Source organism: Halomonas saccharevitans, assembly GCF_900116405.1.
GTDB classification, from domain to species: domain Bacteria; phylum Pseudomonadota; class Gammaproteobacteria; order Pseudomonadales; family Halomonadaceae; genus Halomonas; species Halomonas saccharevitans.
Map to the genome: position 1 here is coordinate 1 of NZ_FPAQ01000056.1, position 14,930 is coordinate 14,930.

Annotated in this window: 12 protein-coding genes; 10 read left to right on the forward strand and 2 right to left on the reverse strand. The window is 62.0% G+C overall.

Annotated features, from left to right (window positions below):
• Positions 1 to 414 precede the first annotated feature (414 nt).
• On the reverse strand, positions 415 to 1,533 hold the full coding sequence (locus BM388_RS16480; protein ID WP_089852179.1) for an alkene reductase: 1,119 nt from the start codon (positions 1,531 to 1,533) through the stop codon (positions 415 to 417).
• 471 nt (positions 1,534 to 2,004) lie between these two features.
• Here BM388_RS16480 and BM388_RS16485 point away from each other — a divergent pair, with 471 nt between their 5' ends.
• From BM388_RS16485 to lhpI, 4 genes are all read left to right on the forward strand, one after another.
• On the forward strand, positions 2,005 to 2,223 hold the full coding sequence (locus BM388_RS16485; RefSeq protein WP_089852181.1) for a hypothetical protein: 219 nt from the start codon (positions 2,005 to 2,007) through the stop codon (positions 2,221 to 2,223).
• 164 nt (positions 2,224 to 2,387) lie between these two features.
• On the forward strand, positions 2,388 to 3,521 hold the full coding sequence (locus tag BM388_RS16490) for a TauD/TfdA family dioxygenase (RefSeq protein WP_217641097.1): 1,134 nt from the start codon (positions 2,388 to 2,390) through the stop codon (positions 3,519 to 3,521).
• Positions 3,522 to 4,109, forward strand: a complete 588-nt coding sequence (locus tag BM388_RS16495) for an HD domain-containing protein (RefSeq protein WP_089852185.1) — start codon at positions 3,522 to 3,524, stop codon at positions 4,107 to 4,109.
• A gap of 438 nt (positions 4,110 to 4,547) precedes the next feature.
• Positions 4,548 to 6,233, forward strand: coding sequence for a cis-3-hydroxy-L-proline dehydratase (gene lhpI, locus BM388_RS16500; RefSeq protein ID WP_089852187.1), 1,686 nt, complete (start codon positions 4,548 to 4,550; stop codon positions 6,231 to 6,233).
• Positions 6,234 to 6,329: 96 nt separating this feature from the next.
• Here the strand turns inward: lhpI and BM388_RS16505 are convergent, their stop codons facing one another.
• Complete coding sequence (locus BM388_RS16505) at positions 6,330 to 7,364, reverse strand: Ldh family oxidoreductase (protein WP_089852189.1); 1,035 nt, start codon at positions 7,362 to 7,364, stop codon at positions 6,330 to 6,332.
• A gap of 384 nt (positions 7,365 to 7,748) precedes the next feature.
• On the opposite strand from BM388_RS16505, the gene BM388_RS16510 reads away from it, so the two are divergent.
• From BM388_RS16510 to BM388_RS16535, 6 genes are all read left to right on the forward strand, one after another.
• Positions 7,749 to 8,684, forward strand: coding sequence for a 4-hydroxyproline epimerase (locus tag BM388_RS16510; protein ID WP_089852191.1), 936 nt, complete (start codon positions 7,749 to 7,751; stop codon positions 8,682 to 8,684).
• A gap of 120 nt (positions 8,685 to 8,804) precedes the next feature.
• Positions 8,805 to 9,752, forward strand: a complete 948-nt coding sequence (locus tag BM388_RS16515; RefSeq protein ID WP_089852193.1) for a dihydrodipicolinate synthase family protein — start codon at positions 8,805 to 8,807, stop codon at positions 9,750 to 9,752.
• Between the two features lie 127 nt (positions 9,753 to 9,879).
• A complete protein-coding gene (locus BM388_RS16520) occupies positions 9,880 to 10,884 on the forward strand; it encodes an Ldh family oxidoreductase (protein WP_089852194.1) in 1,005 nt (334 codons plus the stop codon).
• 70 nt (positions 10,885 to 10,954) lie between these two features.
• Positions 10,955 to 12,532, forward strand: coding sequence for an aldehyde dehydrogenase (NADP(+)) (locus tag BM388_RS16525; RefSeq protein WP_089852196.1), 1,578 nt, complete (start codon positions 10,955 to 10,957; stop codon positions 12,530 to 12,532).
• 109 nt (positions 12,533 to 12,641) lie between these two features.
• Positions 12,642 to 13,313 carry a GntR family transcriptional regulator gene (locus BM388_RS16530; protein ID WP_089852198.1) on the forward strand — a complete coding sequence of 224 codons (672 nt, stop codon included), beginning with the start codon at positions 12,642 to 12,644 and terminating at the stop codon, positions 13,311 to 13,313.
• Positions 13,314 to 13,923: 610 nt separating this feature from the next.
• A complete protein-coding gene (locus BM388_RS16535; RefSeq protein ID WP_217641099.1) occupies positions 13,924 to 14,844 on the forward strand; it encodes an NAD(P)/FAD-dependent oxidoreductase in 921 nt (306 codons plus the stop codon).
• Positions 14,845 to 14,930 lie beyond the last annotated feature (86 nt).

Here is a 14,930-nt window from a genome sequence, read left to right on the forward strand (position 1 = left end):
CCTCTCGACGCCGGTAGCAGCGTGGCAGACCACCAGATCTCCCAGGGTAAGACGCGCGACCTTCCTGCTTATGCCTGTCGGATATACGTCATGACGTTCCGTGCAAGTACCGGGCTTTGATGAATTGGGCCATCTCACCCCGCCATGACGCCTCGTATCCGCTTCCTGTTCGTCAGGCCAGCGTTTTGCCTCGGGCTTCCTTCAGATTCCCCCTCGCGGGAGACACCCTTGCCGTCGGCTAGCACTTCCCCTTGCCGGGCGTGCAGGGGACTTCCACCCCCAAGTCATCCCGAGGCACCACCCTCGGGAACAGCGCCAGTCAGGCGCTGCGCGCCATGCCTGGCGCACCCAAAAAAAGCCCCCTCATCGAGGGGGCAAAAACAGCAAAGCATGGAACATCGCAAGGTGTCGCAATCAGGCGTGCCGATCGAAACCGTTATCCAGGAACGGATAGTCGGTGTAGCCCGTCTCGTCGCCGCCATAGAAGGTATCGGGGTTCGGCTCGTTGAGCGCGGCGCCGACGCGGAAGCGCTCGACCAGATCCGGGTTGGCGATGTAGGAACGCCCGATGGCCACCGCATCGGCGATCCCGTCGTCGATGATCCGCTGGGCGCGCTCGGCGTCGTAGTGGCCGCAGAAGATCAGGCTGCCGGAGAAGCGCTCACGCAGAGCGCGACGGAACTCATCGCTGAACTGGATATCGCCACCGGCCCAGTCCGGCTCGTTGACGTGTACATAGGCGAGGCCGCGACGAGACAGCTGCTCCATCAGGTAGAAGGCCATCTCCTCCGGCTCGTCGTCGGTCAGGCCGAAGATCTCGATGAAGGGCGTCAGGCGGATGCCGGTGCGCGCGGGCCCGAACACCTCGGCCACCGCATCGACCACCTCCAGCGGGAAGCGGGCGCGGTTCTCCAGCGAGCCGCCGTACCGATCGGTGCGCTGGTTGGTGCCGGTGGCCAGGAACTGGTTGAGCAGGTAGGCGTTGGCCGCGTGCACCTCGACCATGTCGAAGCCTGCCCGCTTGGCGCGAATCGCCGCCTGGCGATAGTCGTCGACGATACCGGGGATTTCGTCGGTCGCAAGCGCGCGCGGGGTGCTGGTCTCGTGACGACCGGCGCTGCCGTCCTCGAACTCGACGAAGCACTGGGCCCCCTCGCCCTTCAGGGCGCTCGGCGCCACCGGCGCCTGGCCGTCCGGCTGCACCATCTCGTGGGAGACGCGGCCGACGTGCCACAGCTGCAGGGCCATGCGTCCGCCCTTGGCGTGCACGGCCTCCACCACGTCCTTCCAGCCGGCTTCCTGCTCGTCGGTCCAGATGCCGGGGGTATAGACGTAGCCCCTCGCGGTGGGCGAGATATTGGTCGCCTCGCTGATGATCAGCCCCGCGCCGGCGCGCTGGCCGTAGTAGGCCTGCTGCAGCTTGCCCGGCACGCTGTCGGGCGTGCGGGCCCGGGTCAGCGGCGCCATCAGGATGCGGTTGGGCAGCGTCAGGCTGCCCAGGCGGGTCGGTGTCAGCAGGGTCTGGTTCGCCATGCGGTAACGTCCTCTTCGATAGGTGTGAAGCTGGGCTCGGCGCCTTGCATCCGAACTGATTAGACCAGTTTACTAGTAACGCCCGAGCGCTGGCTACCCCCGCTAATGATTAACGCGTTAATCAAGGCGCGAGGCGGCACCGTGCCGGCGATGCACGGGCCTCGCCGGCGGGCAGACCCGGGGCCGAGGCAAGGCTTTACATCCGGGCGCGACGAAGCCTATGATCCAGACAGCGCCGATTTGAATTCCAGCTTGCGGGCGCTCTACAAATGCCGCTAAAGCGCTGCCAGAGGCCCGCTTTAGCACACGCAAAGCGGGTTTTTTGTTGTCTGGCCCTCGGGCCGCCGCCGATTTAAGCACCAACTTGCGGGCGGCATAGAAATGCAGCTAAAGCGGCGTGCGACTCCTCTCCCCTGGGTCGGCGCTTGCCGAACCACCTTCTAATGAACCCCAGGGGAAAGGGAGACGATCATGACCTACCGCACTACTACCGCTCACACCACCACTCACGCCTCGGCCGCCGCTGCCGGCGCCGTCACTCGCCGCCACACGCTGGCCGCCCTGCTCGCCGAGGACGACATCGTGCGCCCGGAACTGCGCAACGACGCCATCCTCGAGGCGCAGCGCACATCACGAGGCGCGTCACGGTCGCGGCCACAGAATCACCATGATCGGCGCGATCCTCGATGACGGCGAAGGGGCTGGGCGAAGGGGTTGGACGATGGGCTCGAGTGAAGGACATAAGAAAAATGCATGCCAGGCGATAAGCCAACGGCCCTACTCGTGCAGCGCCGCGCCGGTCACCATGCCGGCGATCGTTAGCGTGATGACCAAGCCACACGAGGATGCCCTTCATGTCCACCCGACCCGCGTTCGTCCTTCACGAGCAGCCGCCCTCGGTGCGCCTCGAGAACGGCGATGCCTCCCGTGAGATCAGCCCGCTATGGCTGCGCGAGCGCACTCAATTGCCCGACCAGCTGGAGCCGATGACCCAGCAGCGCCTGTTCGATTCCCACGCCATCGACACCGACCTGACGCTGACCGAGGTCGCCCGGGTCGACGATCACCACGCAGCGTTGGCCTTCAGCGACGGCCATCGCGAGACCTACGATCTTCGCGTGCTGGCTGCCGAGCTCGATGACGCGGCGAGCTTCCCCGCGGCCGAGCCCTGGGATGCCCGACTGGACGCGGATCGCGTGCGCTTCGACTGGCAGAGGGTGCTCGCGGAGCCCGGCTACTTTCGCGCCTCGCTGGATGCCTATCTGCGCTATGGTCACCTGGTGCTCTATAACGTGCCCACCGACCCCGAGCGTATCCTCGAGGTCGGCAGTCACTTCGGCTACGTCAAGGAGACCAACTTCGGCCGCTACTTCGAGGTCTACTCGCGGCCGAGCGGCAACGACCTGGCCTATCGCAGCGTGGCGCTCGGCCCGCACACCGACAACCCGTACCGAAACCCGGTGCCGGGCATCCAGCTGCTGCACTGCCTGGTCAACGAGACCCAAGGCGGGCTCTCGACCCTGGCCGACAGCCTCAAGGTGCTCGAGCGGCTGCGCCACGAGTCCCCCGAGGGCTATGCGCTGCTCAAGACCACGCCGGTGCGCTTTCGCTTCGTCGATGCCGGCACCGAACTCGTCACCCACCGCACCATGATCCAGACCGACGACGACGGCCACCCGACCGGCGTGCATTACAGCCCGCGGCTCGACGCCCTGCCGCTGCTCTCCGATTCCGAGACTCGGCTCTTCCACGCCGCCCGGCGGCGGCTCGGCGAGCTGCTCGCGGACCCGACCTATGAGCGTCGCTTCGCCCTCAATGCCGGCGAGCTGATGCTGTTCGATAACAGCCGGGTGCTGCACGGGCGCACCAGCTATGACAGCAGCGAGGGGCGCCGCCACCTGCAGGGCTGCTACCTGGACACCGACGGCCCGCGCGAACGCTTCGCGAGCCTAGTGAAACATCATGATTCGATCGAGGAGGTCGCCTGAATGGAACAGGTCGCATTCCGTCAGATGAAGGACGGCACCCGGGAAGAGTACCTCTTCCTCGAGGGCCTGGAGGAACAGTTCAATGAGGGGCTGGTGGACCGCCTGCTGGACGCCCTGCGCCAGCTCGAGCACAGCCTGAGCGGCTACCGGGTCACGCGGCTGGAGCACTCGCTGCAGTCGGCCGCCCGGGCCGAGGCCGACGGCGCCGATGAGGACATGATCGTCGGCGCCCTGCTGCACGACCTGGGTGATGATCTGGCGCCCTACAACCACTCCCAGCTGGCCGCGTCGATCATCCGCCCCTACGTGCGCGGCGAGGTGACCTGGGTGGTCCATCACCACGGTCTCTTCCAGACCTACTACTTCGCCCACCACTTCGGCAAGGATCCGAACGAGCGCGACCGCTATCGCGACCACCCCTGCTATCAGGCCTGCGTCGACTTCTGCGAGCGCTACGACCAGGCCTCCTTCGACCCGGACTACCCCACCCCGCCCCTCGAGCACTTCGAGCCGATGCTGCGCCGCGTCTTTTCGCGCACGCCCTTCGACCCGGCGGTGATCGGCGAGGAGCATCCGCTGGAGCCCTGATCCGCCTCACGGGCCGAGGCGCCCGCTCTTCCCTCCCTGCCACGCTTGCCCGAAACGCTTGCCGAACGCCAACGACCGGGCCTGAGCCCGGTCGTTGCGCCTCATGAGGACGCTCCCCGCTCAGCAGACCTACGACGACTCGCCGCGGCCCAGCCGGGCGTTGATCTCACCGACTCCCCCTGTCGGGTCGGCGATAGGCCACAGCTCGCCCTCAAGGAACAGCCCACCGCCCGATGGCATACCCTTGCCTATCGATCGGGGCTTCACAAAACTGCTCCGTTCATTGTATAAAATATATAAAAAATCAGTGCCACGCAGGATGCCTTGCACTCTGCCCCACCACCACGACAACGCTGGATCTTGGGCTCTTAAAGAGCACTGTTTCGCAAGAGTCGAGGGTACTGATACGCATCCCAATCCAATAAATGTGGGCAACACATGACAAAAAGTGTAATCACAGGCCGTGCTGACGCTCCTGTTCTTTCCTGCGGAGAAGGTTTGAGCTTCTGGGGCGGGGTAGACGCCGCGACCGGTGAGGTGATCGATTCGCTCCATCCCCTGAAGGGCCAGCGTTTAGGTGGCAAGATATTAGCTATCCCGACCAGCCGGGGATCCTGCACAGGAAGCGGCGTGCTACTCGAGCTGATCGACAATGGGCAAGCACCAGCAGCCCTGGTATTTTGCGAATCCGAGAGCATCTTGACCCTCGGCGCCTTGGTGGCAGAGCACGTATTCGGCCACACGATTCCAGTCGTGCAGCTAGACGCCGAGGCCTTTGCACGGCTCAGCCACTGCGATCACGCCAGCATCGACGGGCAACTTCTACTGGCAGAAGGTCTCGAGCTATCGCTGGATCCTCCCTCTTCCGCACACATCGACTTGAGCGAGCGCGATAGCGCCATGCTCGAAGGTCATGAAGGCGAGGCACCCAAGGCCGCCATGCGTATTCTTCACGATATGGCAGTTATCGAGGGCGCCTCTCACCTCATCGACGTCAATCAGGTGCATATCGATGGCTGTATCTATGCCAGCCCTGCCCTCTTGCGATTTGCCGAATTCTTCGCCGAGATGGGCGCGCGCGTCAGAGTGCCCACCACCATGAATTCTATCTCGGTCGACCATGCGCATTGGCATCTCCAGGGAGTACCGGACGCGTTCGGCCGGCCCGCCAGCCGCTTGGCTGATGCCTATGTAGAGATGGGAGCCCAGCCAAGTTTCACCTGCGCACCCTATTTGCTAGAAAGCACGCCCAGCAAAGGCGACGTCATCGCATGGGCAGAATCCAACGCGGTGATTTATGCCAATAGCGTACTCGGCGCTCTCACAGCCAAGCACCCCGACCTGCTCGATCTATGCATCGCCCTAACGGGAAGGGCACCTTGTTATGGTGTCTACTTGGAAGAACAGCGTCGCGCACGACGGGTAGTCGAGATAGAAGCCCCCGATGTATGCGACGACGCCTTCTGGCCGTTATTAGGCTACCGTGTTGGCCAACTCTCACCCGACCGCATTCCATTATTGACCGGCATTGCCCATTTTGAAGCTGATGAAGATAATTTGAAGGCGCTCTGTGCCGCATTCGGCACGACATCCGCCGCACCAATGCTACACATAGAAGGAGTCACACCCGAAGCGGGTCAGCTAACACCCGAGGCCGATCGGGTTACGATCCCCCCTTCCGATCTGACTCATGTCTGGAAACAGTTCAATGCAGGCCCCGATGAGATCGATCTGGTCGCCTTCGGCAGCCCGCACTTGTCCCTCACGGAGTGCCGGGCGTTGGCTCGCCTAATGGCCGGCCGGCACTCCCATCCAGAGGTGGCCGGTATCGTGACCCTGGGGCGTAATACGCTCAAGGCGGCACGGGAGGAAGGCATCGCAGAAGCGCTCGAGGCCGCCGGGCTCCGACTGCATGCTGATCTATGCTGGTGTTCGATCTCAGAGCCCGTTTTTCCTCCGTCAGCACGGACCTTGATGACCAATTCGGGCAAGTACGCTCACTATGCTCCTGGCCTAAGTGGCCGTGCGGTACGCTTTGGTAGTATTGCCGAATGCGTGTCGGCCCTCTGCTCAGGCCGCGCTTCAACGCTGCCCCCTCACTGGCTGCAGACAGTGAAGAGCTGAATCCATGGTTCAGGCAAAGACACAAACAGGTGCCATTCGGCACCTGCTTTGCGCTGCCGCCACCATCAGCACCAGGCTAGTCGGTGCTTATCTCCCTCAGTCGCCCACCGCCTTGAGTCCCTCGGCTTCGAGCCGATCCAAGAGCGCCACCTCTTCCATGCTCAGCCGAATGCCCTCGGCTTGAGCCATCCGTCTCGCGGCGTAGCGACGCTGGGATGGCAATCGGGCTCCCTGATCGGCGATCCCCTGCAGAAGTTTCTCTCCCTCGGCGAGTGGGTCGCGATCACGCCCCTGAGAGAAAGCATTCGGATCGAAGGCGAGTATCAATGCCCCGTGACGTGGCAGCAGGCGGGTCCCATCCATGAAATCGCGCGCCTCCTGACTCATGAAATCCCCCAGCATCGCCCCGGCCAGCAGTTCGATCATGGTGGCAATCGCTGACCCCTTGTGTTGACCGAAGGGCAGCATGGCCCCGGACAGAGCGGCACTCGGATCGGTGGTGGGCTGCCCTGCGGGATCCACGGCCCAGCCTTCCGGCAGCGCCTTGCCCTCACGCTCGTGGAGCTCGATATCGCCACGCGCCACCTGGGTGGTGGCGAAATCAAAAACATAGGGCTCCTTCCCCGGACGCGGCCAGCCGAAGGCGAATGGATTGGTGCCCAATAGCGGCGCCCGGCCGCCCGAAGGGGCCATCGCGGCATGACTCGGACACATGGAGAGCGCCGCCAGCCCCTCATTGGCCAGGTCCTCGACCTCGTACCAGAGTGCTGAGAAATGCACGCAGTCGTTGATCACAAGGGCTGCGAACCCTTGTCGGCGGGCCCGCTCGATTAAAGTCGGTCGAGCCATCTCATAAGCGGGGCTCGCATAACCTCCGCCAGCGCTCACGCGAACGATGGGGCCCTCACCAGGTCGCATCTCGGGTATCGCGTCCGGCGCGACCTTGCCGGCTTTCAAAACACGCAGGCATCCCTCCACTCGATAGATACCGTGGGACTTGCAATGATCGCGCTCACCCGCAGTGATGACCCCTGCCACCGCTGCCGCCGTCTCGGCGCGAACGCCGCAGTTGCTGAAAATTCGCCCGACGCGCGATTCCAGCTCGTCAATGGTCATCGTGATTGTCGTCATGGTGATTTCTCTCCTTGCCCATCAGTCGGGCAGTCGTGAAGCGGATGCCCTTTTGCCCGATCGCGGCTGGCATCCGGAATTGCTGGCATCCGTCGCAAGGCGCCGAGATCGAACGGAACCAACAATCTCCATCCACTGGAGACATAGACCTTGGTCTAATCTCGTTACCCCCCGGTCATCCTCTACCCGGCGCTGGGCCGCGTCATAGCGGGCCACCCGGCCCGGTATCTCGTGCTTGTGGCCTAGACCTGTTCGTCTCGTCGTGAAACATGGCTTCACAAAACGATTCGAAGATTGTATAAAATATAAAACCAGACGTGATCGCCGCCCGCAACCAGGAAGATCTGGCCGACGATCACCACGAAAGACAAACAAAGGTGTCCCATGAAGCGCGTACACGTCATCGATTCTCATACCGCGGGCGAACCGACGAGGCTGGTTCTGAAGGGGTTTCCCTACCTGCCGGGCAGCACCATGGCGGAGAAGCGCGACGCCCTTCGCGAGTCACATGATGAGTGGCGGCGCGCCAGCATGCTCGAGCCTCGAGGCCATGACGTGCTGGTAGGCGCGCTGTATTGCGAACCGACATCGCCGGACGCGACGTGCGGCGTCATCTTCTTCAACAACACCGGCTATCTGGGCATGTGCGGCCACGGCACGATAGGTCTGGTCGCGTCACTGCACCACCTCGGCCAAATGTCGCCGGGCTCGCATAAGATCGACACTCCCGTGGGCCCCATCGACGCCATGCTTCATGACGACGGTGCCGTGACCGTGCGCAACGTCCTCTCCTACCGGTACCGCAAGCAAGTAGCCGTCGAAGTGCCCGATCGCGGAGTGGTACACGGTGATATTGCCTGGGGAGGCAACTGGTTCTTCCTCGTCAACGACCACGGCCAATCGCTGGAACTCGACCATGTAGAGGAACTGACCAACTTCACTTGGGCCATTCGTCAGGCATTGGAGAGTCAGTCGATCACCGGCGAGAACGGGGAGCTGATCGATCATATCGAGCTGTTCTCCGATGATGCCGTGGCGGACAGCCGGAATTTCGTGCTGTGCCCTGGCAAAGCCTATGACCGCTCGCCCTGCGGCACCGGTACGAGCGCCAAGCTGGCCTGCCTCGCAGCGGACGGCAAACTGGCACCCGGCGAGACGTGGGTCCAAGCCAGCATCTGCGGAGGCCTGTTCGATGGGTATTACGCATGGGAAGGCGATCGCGTTCGTCCCTACATCAAGGGACGCGCTCATCTCAGTGCAGATAGCACGCTATTAATCGACGAACAGGATCCCTTTGCCTGGGGCATCGCGGCGTCGTGACCATTCACAACGGTTCGAAATGAATCGGCATCCATTTTTCACACCTCAGCCCTTTCGGTCCGATAAAGACCGGCCGGCTGATCCATAGACACCGAAGAGACCAACCATAAAGGTACCATGATGAGCGACAATATCTTCACAGGCTGCATTCCTGCACTGATGACCCCCTGCACCGCCGATCGCCAGCCGGATTTCGATGCCCTGGTCGCCAAGGGGCGCGAGCTGATCGATATCGGCATGAGCGGGGTAGTGTACTGCGGCTCCATGGGGGACTGGCCGCTCTTGACCGAGGCTCAGCGTCAAGAAGGCGTCGCACGCCTGGTCGAAGCGGGCGTACCGACAATCGTCGGAACCGGCGCAGTCAATAGCAAAGAGGCTGTTTCCCATGCCGCTCATGCGGCCAAGGTCGGCGCTCACGGGCTGATGGTGATTCCGCGCGTACTGTCTCGCGGCAGTTCTATCACCGCCCAGAAGGCTCACTTTGCGGCCATCCTCGAAGCCGCCCCCGATACTCCCGCGGTGATCTACAACAGCCCCTACTACGGCTTCGCCACTCGCGCCGACCTGTTCTTCGAACTGCGCAAGGAACATCCTAACCTGATCGGCTTCAAGGAGTTCGGGGGCGCGGATGACCTGCGCTATGCGGCCGAAAACATCACCTCTCAGGACGAGGACGTCACTCTGATGGTCGGCGTCGACACGACCGTCTATCACGGATTCGTCAACTGTGGTGCCACCGGTTCCATAACCGGAATCGGTAACGCTCTGCCTCGCGAAGTGCTGCAACTGGTCGCGCTCAGCAAGAAGGCTGCCAAGGGAGATGCCAAGGCACGTCGCCAAGCACAGGAACTCGAAGAGGCTCTGGGTGTTCTGTCCTCCTTAGACGAGGGTGCCGACCTGGTCCTTTACTACAAGCACCTAATGGTGCTCAACGGCGATAGCGAATACGCGCTGCACTTCAACGAAACCGACGTGCTCAGCGACGCCCAGCGCAACTATGTAGAGACACAGTACGACCTGTTCCGTACCTGGTATGCCCAATGGTCCGCTTCACTCGATACCGTCTGAAGCGCTGGGCTGAACGCTTTCATCAACGACACGCGTCGAGCGAGAGTCGAATACTGTTGATCTCGCGTGTGTTGCCCCGGTCCGGATGATGGACCGGGGATTTCTCATCATTCGGTAGGAGTCATTCATGCATCGCATGAGCCTGGAAGACGCCACTGCTTTGGCCGAGGCCGTGCTGAAAGGCCAGGGTTTCAGCCAAGATCAGACCCGCGTCCTGACCCAGGCGGTGATCGCGGGTCAGCGCGACGAATGCCATTCTCACGGCCTATACCGTCTACTGAACTGCGCTTCTACTCTGGCCGCCGGCAAGGTTGTCGCCGATGCCAAGCCGCAGGTCTACGATCAGGCCCCAGGGGTTGTGCGCGTGGATGCAGGAGGCGGGTTCTCACAGCTCGCCTTCGAGGCGGGCCTGCCGGTGCTAGCGACCAAGGCTCGAGAGCAGGGCATCGCCGCCTTGGCGATCAACCGCTGCGTGCATTTTTCAGCGCTGTGGGTCGAGATTGAAACCATCACCGATCTCGGTCTGGTCGGTATGGCTTGCAATCCCAGTCACGCCTGGGTCGCCCCCGCGGGCGGCAGCCGCCCTCTGCTCGGCACCAACCCTCTGGCTTTCGGCTGGCCCCGCCCGGATGGCAAGTCGCCGTTCGTCTTTGACTTCGCCACCAGCGCGATCGCTCGGGGCGATATTGAACTGCACCGTCGCGAGAACAAGTCCCTTCCCGAGGGGTGGGGTATTGATCGCGCGGGGCAACCCAGTCGGGACCCAGCTGCGGTGCTGGACGGCGCCATGCTCACCTTTGGCGGCCACAAAGGGTCGGCCCTGGCCACCATGATCGAGCTGATAGCCGGACCGCTGATTGGCGATCTCACCAGTGCCGAATCCCTTGCCCATGACAACGGCGCCGGCGCCTCGCCTTATCACGGTGAGCTGATTCTGGCGATGGATCCCGCGCGCTTCCTCGGCGAGAACACCGCCCATTACATGGCCAATGCCGAGACCCTGTTCTCATCGATCATCGACCAGGGAGCCCGCCTCCCCTCGCAGCGACGCTACGAGGCTCGCGAACGCACGCGCAAGGAGGGGATCGCCATATCGGAAGCTCTCTATCAAGAGCTGGTGCAGCTCATGTGAGCGCGATAGTCGCTCCATACGCCCAGTTCTTAAACCCTCAAGGTTCTCCACCCTAACCAAGGAGATGAGTATGACATTGGAAGGCAAGATGCTGATCGGCCAGGAAGCCGTTCAAGGTCACCGCGATGCGATCCACGCCATCAATCCGGCGACCAACGAGCAACTCGAGCCCGCCTACCTCGGCGGCACCCGGGAGGACGTCGAGCGTGCGTGCGAGCTGGCCTGGGCCACCTTCGACGGCTACCGGGAGACTGCGCTGGAAGCGCGCGCCAGCTTCCTCGAAACCATCGCGGACGAAATCGAAGCATTAGGCGACACCCTCATTGAGCGTGCGGTCGCCGAATCCGGCCTTCCCCAGGCTCGCATCCAGGGGGAGCGTGGTCGTACCTGCAACCAGCTGCGGCTGTTCGCCAAAACCGTACGCGCCGGTGAGTGGCTCGATGTGCGGGTCGACCCGGCCATGCCGGAACGCCAGCCTATGCCGCGGGCCGACCTCCGCCAACGCCATGTCGCGCTTGGCCCGGTCGCCGTCTTCGGCGCCAGCAACTTCCCTCTGGCCTTCTCGGTGGCCGGCGGCGATACCGCCTCAGCGCTGGCCGCAGGCTGCCCGGTCATCGTCAAGGCCCATTCCGCACACCCGGGTACCAGCGAGTTGGTTGGTCGCGCGATCCAGTCAGCGGTCAAGCGCTGCGCACTGCCCGCGGGAGTGTTCTCGCTGATCTTCGGCTCCGGGCGTGAAGTCGGCCAGGCGCTGGTGGCGAACCCTTACATCAAGGCGGCCGGTTTCACCGGATCTCGCAGCGGTGGCCTGGCACTTTGGAACATAGCGCAGTCGCGTCCCGAGCCAATTCCCTTCTATGCAGAGATGAGCTCCATCAACCCGGTCTTCCCGCTACCGGCGGCGCTCGAGGCACGCGGCGCCAGCATGGGCGCAGCCTTCGTGGGCTCACTGAACATGGGCGCCGGCCAGTTCTGTACCAATCCAGGGCTGGTGGTCGCCATCAAGGGACCGGCGCTGGATGACTTCATCGACGCTGCTCGACAGGCCGTCGAGGAGAGTGCCGCGCAAACCATGCTCACGCCCGGCATTCACGAGGCCTATGAGAGCGGCGTGCAGGGATTGGCCAACAGCGATAAGGCCCGGGAAGTCGCCCGCGGCCAGCAAGGTGACGGCCCGAATCAGTGCCAAACCGGCCTCTTCGTGACCACGGCATCCGATTTCCTCAGCGATGAGTCGTTGCAGGCGGAGGTCTTCGGCTCGACCTCTCTGGTGGTAGAGTGCAATGATGACGCGGAACTCCAGCAGGTCGCAGAACAACTGGAAGGGCAACTGACCGCGACCCTGCAGATGGACGACGCCGACCTAAACGCCGCACGCGCCCTACTGCCGGTGCTCGAGCGTAAGGCAGGCCGCATCATGGTCAATGGCTGGCCCACCGGGGTCGAGGTCTGCGACGCTATGGTTCATGGTGGCCCCTTCCCGGCTACCTCGGATGCCCGCACGACCTCCGTAGGCACCTCGGCCATCCTGCGTTTCCTACGCCCTGTCTGCTACCAGGACCTGCCGGATGCACTGCTGCCCGAGGCCCTCAAGGCGAGCAACCCACTGGCACTCAGGCGGCTGGTGGATGGTAAGCGCGAAGCGTGATTCCACGCCGAACGGACCGCTCTCTCGCCGGGAGAGCGGTCCACCGTCATGGACTTTCAATGCAGCTTGTATAAAATGTGCAATAACATTTGCTAGGTAAATGCAAGCTATGGCGACATTCAAGACAAGAGCGCAATTCGTTGCCGACGATTTGCGAAAGCGTATCCTTGGTGGCGAGTTCAAAGGCGGTACCCAGCTGCGACAGGACGCGCTAGCCAAGGATTATGACGTCAGCCGTATTCCCGTTCGAGAAGCCTTGCTGACACTCGAATCCGAAGGGCTGGTAGAGTTTTACGCTCACCGTGGCGCCTTCACCACGGAACTGTCCGTCAGCAAGATTCGAGAGCTTTTCGAGTTGCGTAGGCTGCTAGAGACCTACGTCCTCAGGCATGCGATCGCTAAGCTTACCGCCGCAGATCTCCGAAAAGCCGAGGAAATTCTCCAGAAATACGACGAAGCGCTGAATTCTGGGGGAGAAATCGATAACTGGAGCGAGTATAACTACGCGTTCCACTTGGCACTGTACGAACCTGCCGAACTTCCCGAAACGCTTGCGCTCATCAGCCATCTGAATACCAAGTCGGATCGCTACATCCGCATGCAGCTTCTGTATACCCAAGAGATCGAGAAGGCCGAACGAGAGCACCATAAACTGCTGGAACTGGCCCACCAAGGCGATGCCGACAAGGCATGCGCTCTCCTGAAAACGCATATCCAGGAAGCCTGCGAGGGAATCGTCGAACTACTCGAGCAGCGAGCCAGGCGCGCCGAGAAGACTTGAGCCTCAGCAGCTCCATCTATCTTCCCTTTGACTCTTAAGGTATGGCAATTATATTCAGATACACCCCTAGAATCAGGGCATTATACGCCGAGAAGGCGCGAAAAATAGACCTACCCGCAACTGCCTGCCAGATGCAATAAGTCTCTCGAAATGATGTTCTCCTTGCCATTTCCAGTCCTCGAGATGACTGGCTAATGGCATATTCCAGTAATGACGCATCCGACCCGGTTGCAACACATTATTGGGAGGTGGCGAGCCTGCATCAATTCTGCCTACAGGCGGAGAGTGGGACCAGTCCTTCCCTTGCTCTCGCCGCAAATGCTGTCATTTGATCACTGACTCACGATACCAGAAAACCCGGCATCAGCATCGACGCATACTCGTAGCATCCCTCACTGCTAACCCATAGCAATGTATCACTGCATTCCCACCTCTGCACGTCCATAGCAAGCCCCACCATCCAAGGTGCCACGACGCCAGTGGACCTCTCGTCCGTTCTCGAAATTTTCTTTCCGCCCCCCTATCGACTTTGGTCGATACCTGTATTGCACGTTCCAATGACATACCTTATATTTTATACAATCGACAAAAACAGAAGTAAGGAGTGCCCGTGGACTCGCAAGACTCGATAGCCGACGGCGCCAAAACTCATAACGACATCGTCGTCATCGGCGCCGGCATAATCGGCCTCGCTTGCGCCCTCTCTCTGAGTCGCCAGGGGTGGCGAGTGCTGGTGCTGGACAAGCAAGAACCCGGCATGGGCGCCTCATATGGCAATGCGGGGCACATGGCGACTGAGCAGGTCTTCCCCATCGCCGATGCATCTATCCTGATGCGCCTGCCCAAAATGTTGATGGATCCCATGGGGCCGCTCCGTCTCGACTGGCGGCACTTTCCCAAGGCCCTGCCCTGGTTTACCCAGCTGCTCTGGAACCTTCGTCCGACTCCCTATCAAGCTAGTGTGGCGGGCATTCGATCTCTCAACGAGGCAAGCCTTAGTGCATGGCGCAGGCTGCTCGGCTCGGTGAATGGAAGCCACTTGCTGAAGAAAGACGGCTCATTCCTGATTTATGAGGACGCGCGTTCTCAGGAGACGATCGAAGCCCTCAAATCACGCATGGACGCCCAGCAGGTCGCGGCCGAGTGCTGGCAGGGAGGTGCCGTCCGAGAAATCGCGCCGCAACTCTCCAAGCAGATCAAGGGTGGCCTGTTCTTTCCGGAAACCGCCCATGTGGTGGATCCCTGGGAGGTAATCGATGTTCTGGCGAAGGCGGCCAGGGCCAATGGTGTGCGGTTTCAGCAGGACGAAGTACTCACGGGGAAGGTCGACGATCAGGGCGTCAGCCTGCGAATGGCCAACTCCTCCCCCATTCAGGCCGACAAGGTCTTGGTCGCATGCGGCGCCCACTCGGCCCCTCTGACCACTGCCCTCACTGGCACCAGGGTGCCTCTCGATACCGAGCGGGGCTACCACCTGATGCTGCCCCACGAGAAAGAACGCCTACCAGTAGCAATTACCTCACTAGCCTGAATATTGCATCAGTATCGCGAGTTTGGCCTGGCGGGTGAGCAGGCCAGCTCTTCATGCTGGATGGCGCGAGAATCGCTCACTTTTTG

What these genes read in the sequence shown, in the direction of transcription:
- BM388_RS16495 (WP_089852185.1), top strand. Translation starts at nt 3,522, where the DNA reads ATGGAACAGGTCGCATTCCGTCAGATGAAGGACGGCACCCGGGAAGAG.
- BM388_RS16515 (WP_089852193.1), top strand. Translation starts at nt 8,805, where the DNA reads ATGAGCGACAATATCTTCACAGGCTGCATTCCTGCACTGATGACCCCC.
- BM388_RS16480 (WP_089852179.1), bottom strand. Translation starts at nt 1,533, where the DNA reads ATGGCGAACCAGACCCTGCTGACACCGACCCGCCTGGGCAGCCTGACG.
- lhpI (WP_089852187.1), top strand. Translation starts at nt 4,548, where the DNA reads ATGACAAAAAGTGTAATCACAGGCCGTGCTGACGCTCCTGTTCTTTCC.
- BM388_RS16505 (WP_089852189.1), bottom strand. Translation starts at nt 7,364, where the DNA reads ATGACGACAATCACGATGACCATTGACGAGCTGGAATCGCGCGTCGGG.
- BM388_RS16485 (WP_089852181.1), top strand. Translation starts at nt 2,005, where the DNA reads ATGACCTACCGCACTACTACCGCTCACACCACCACTCACGCCTCGGCC.
- BM388_RS16530 (WP_089852198.1), top strand. Translation starts at nt 12,642, where the DNA reads ATGGCGACATTCAAGACAAGAGCGCAATTCGTTGCCGACGATTTGCGA.
- BM388_RS16490 (WP_217641097.1), top strand. Translation starts at nt 2,388, where the DNA reads ATGTCCACCCGACCCGCGTTCGTCCTTCACGAGCAGCCGCCCTCGGTG.
- BM388_RS16525 (WP_089852196.1), top strand. Translation starts at nt 10,955, where the DNA reads ATGACATTGGAAGGCAAGATGCTGATCGGCCAGGAAGCCGTTCAAGGT.
- BM388_RS16520 (WP_089852194.1), top strand. Translation starts at nt 9,880, where the DNA reads ATGCATCGCATGAGCCTGGAAGACGCCACTGCTTTGGCCGAGGCCGTG.
- BM388_RS16510 (WP_089852191.1), top strand. Translation starts at nt 7,749, where the DNA reads ATGAAGCGCGTACACGTCATCGATTCTCATACCGCGGGCGAACCGACG.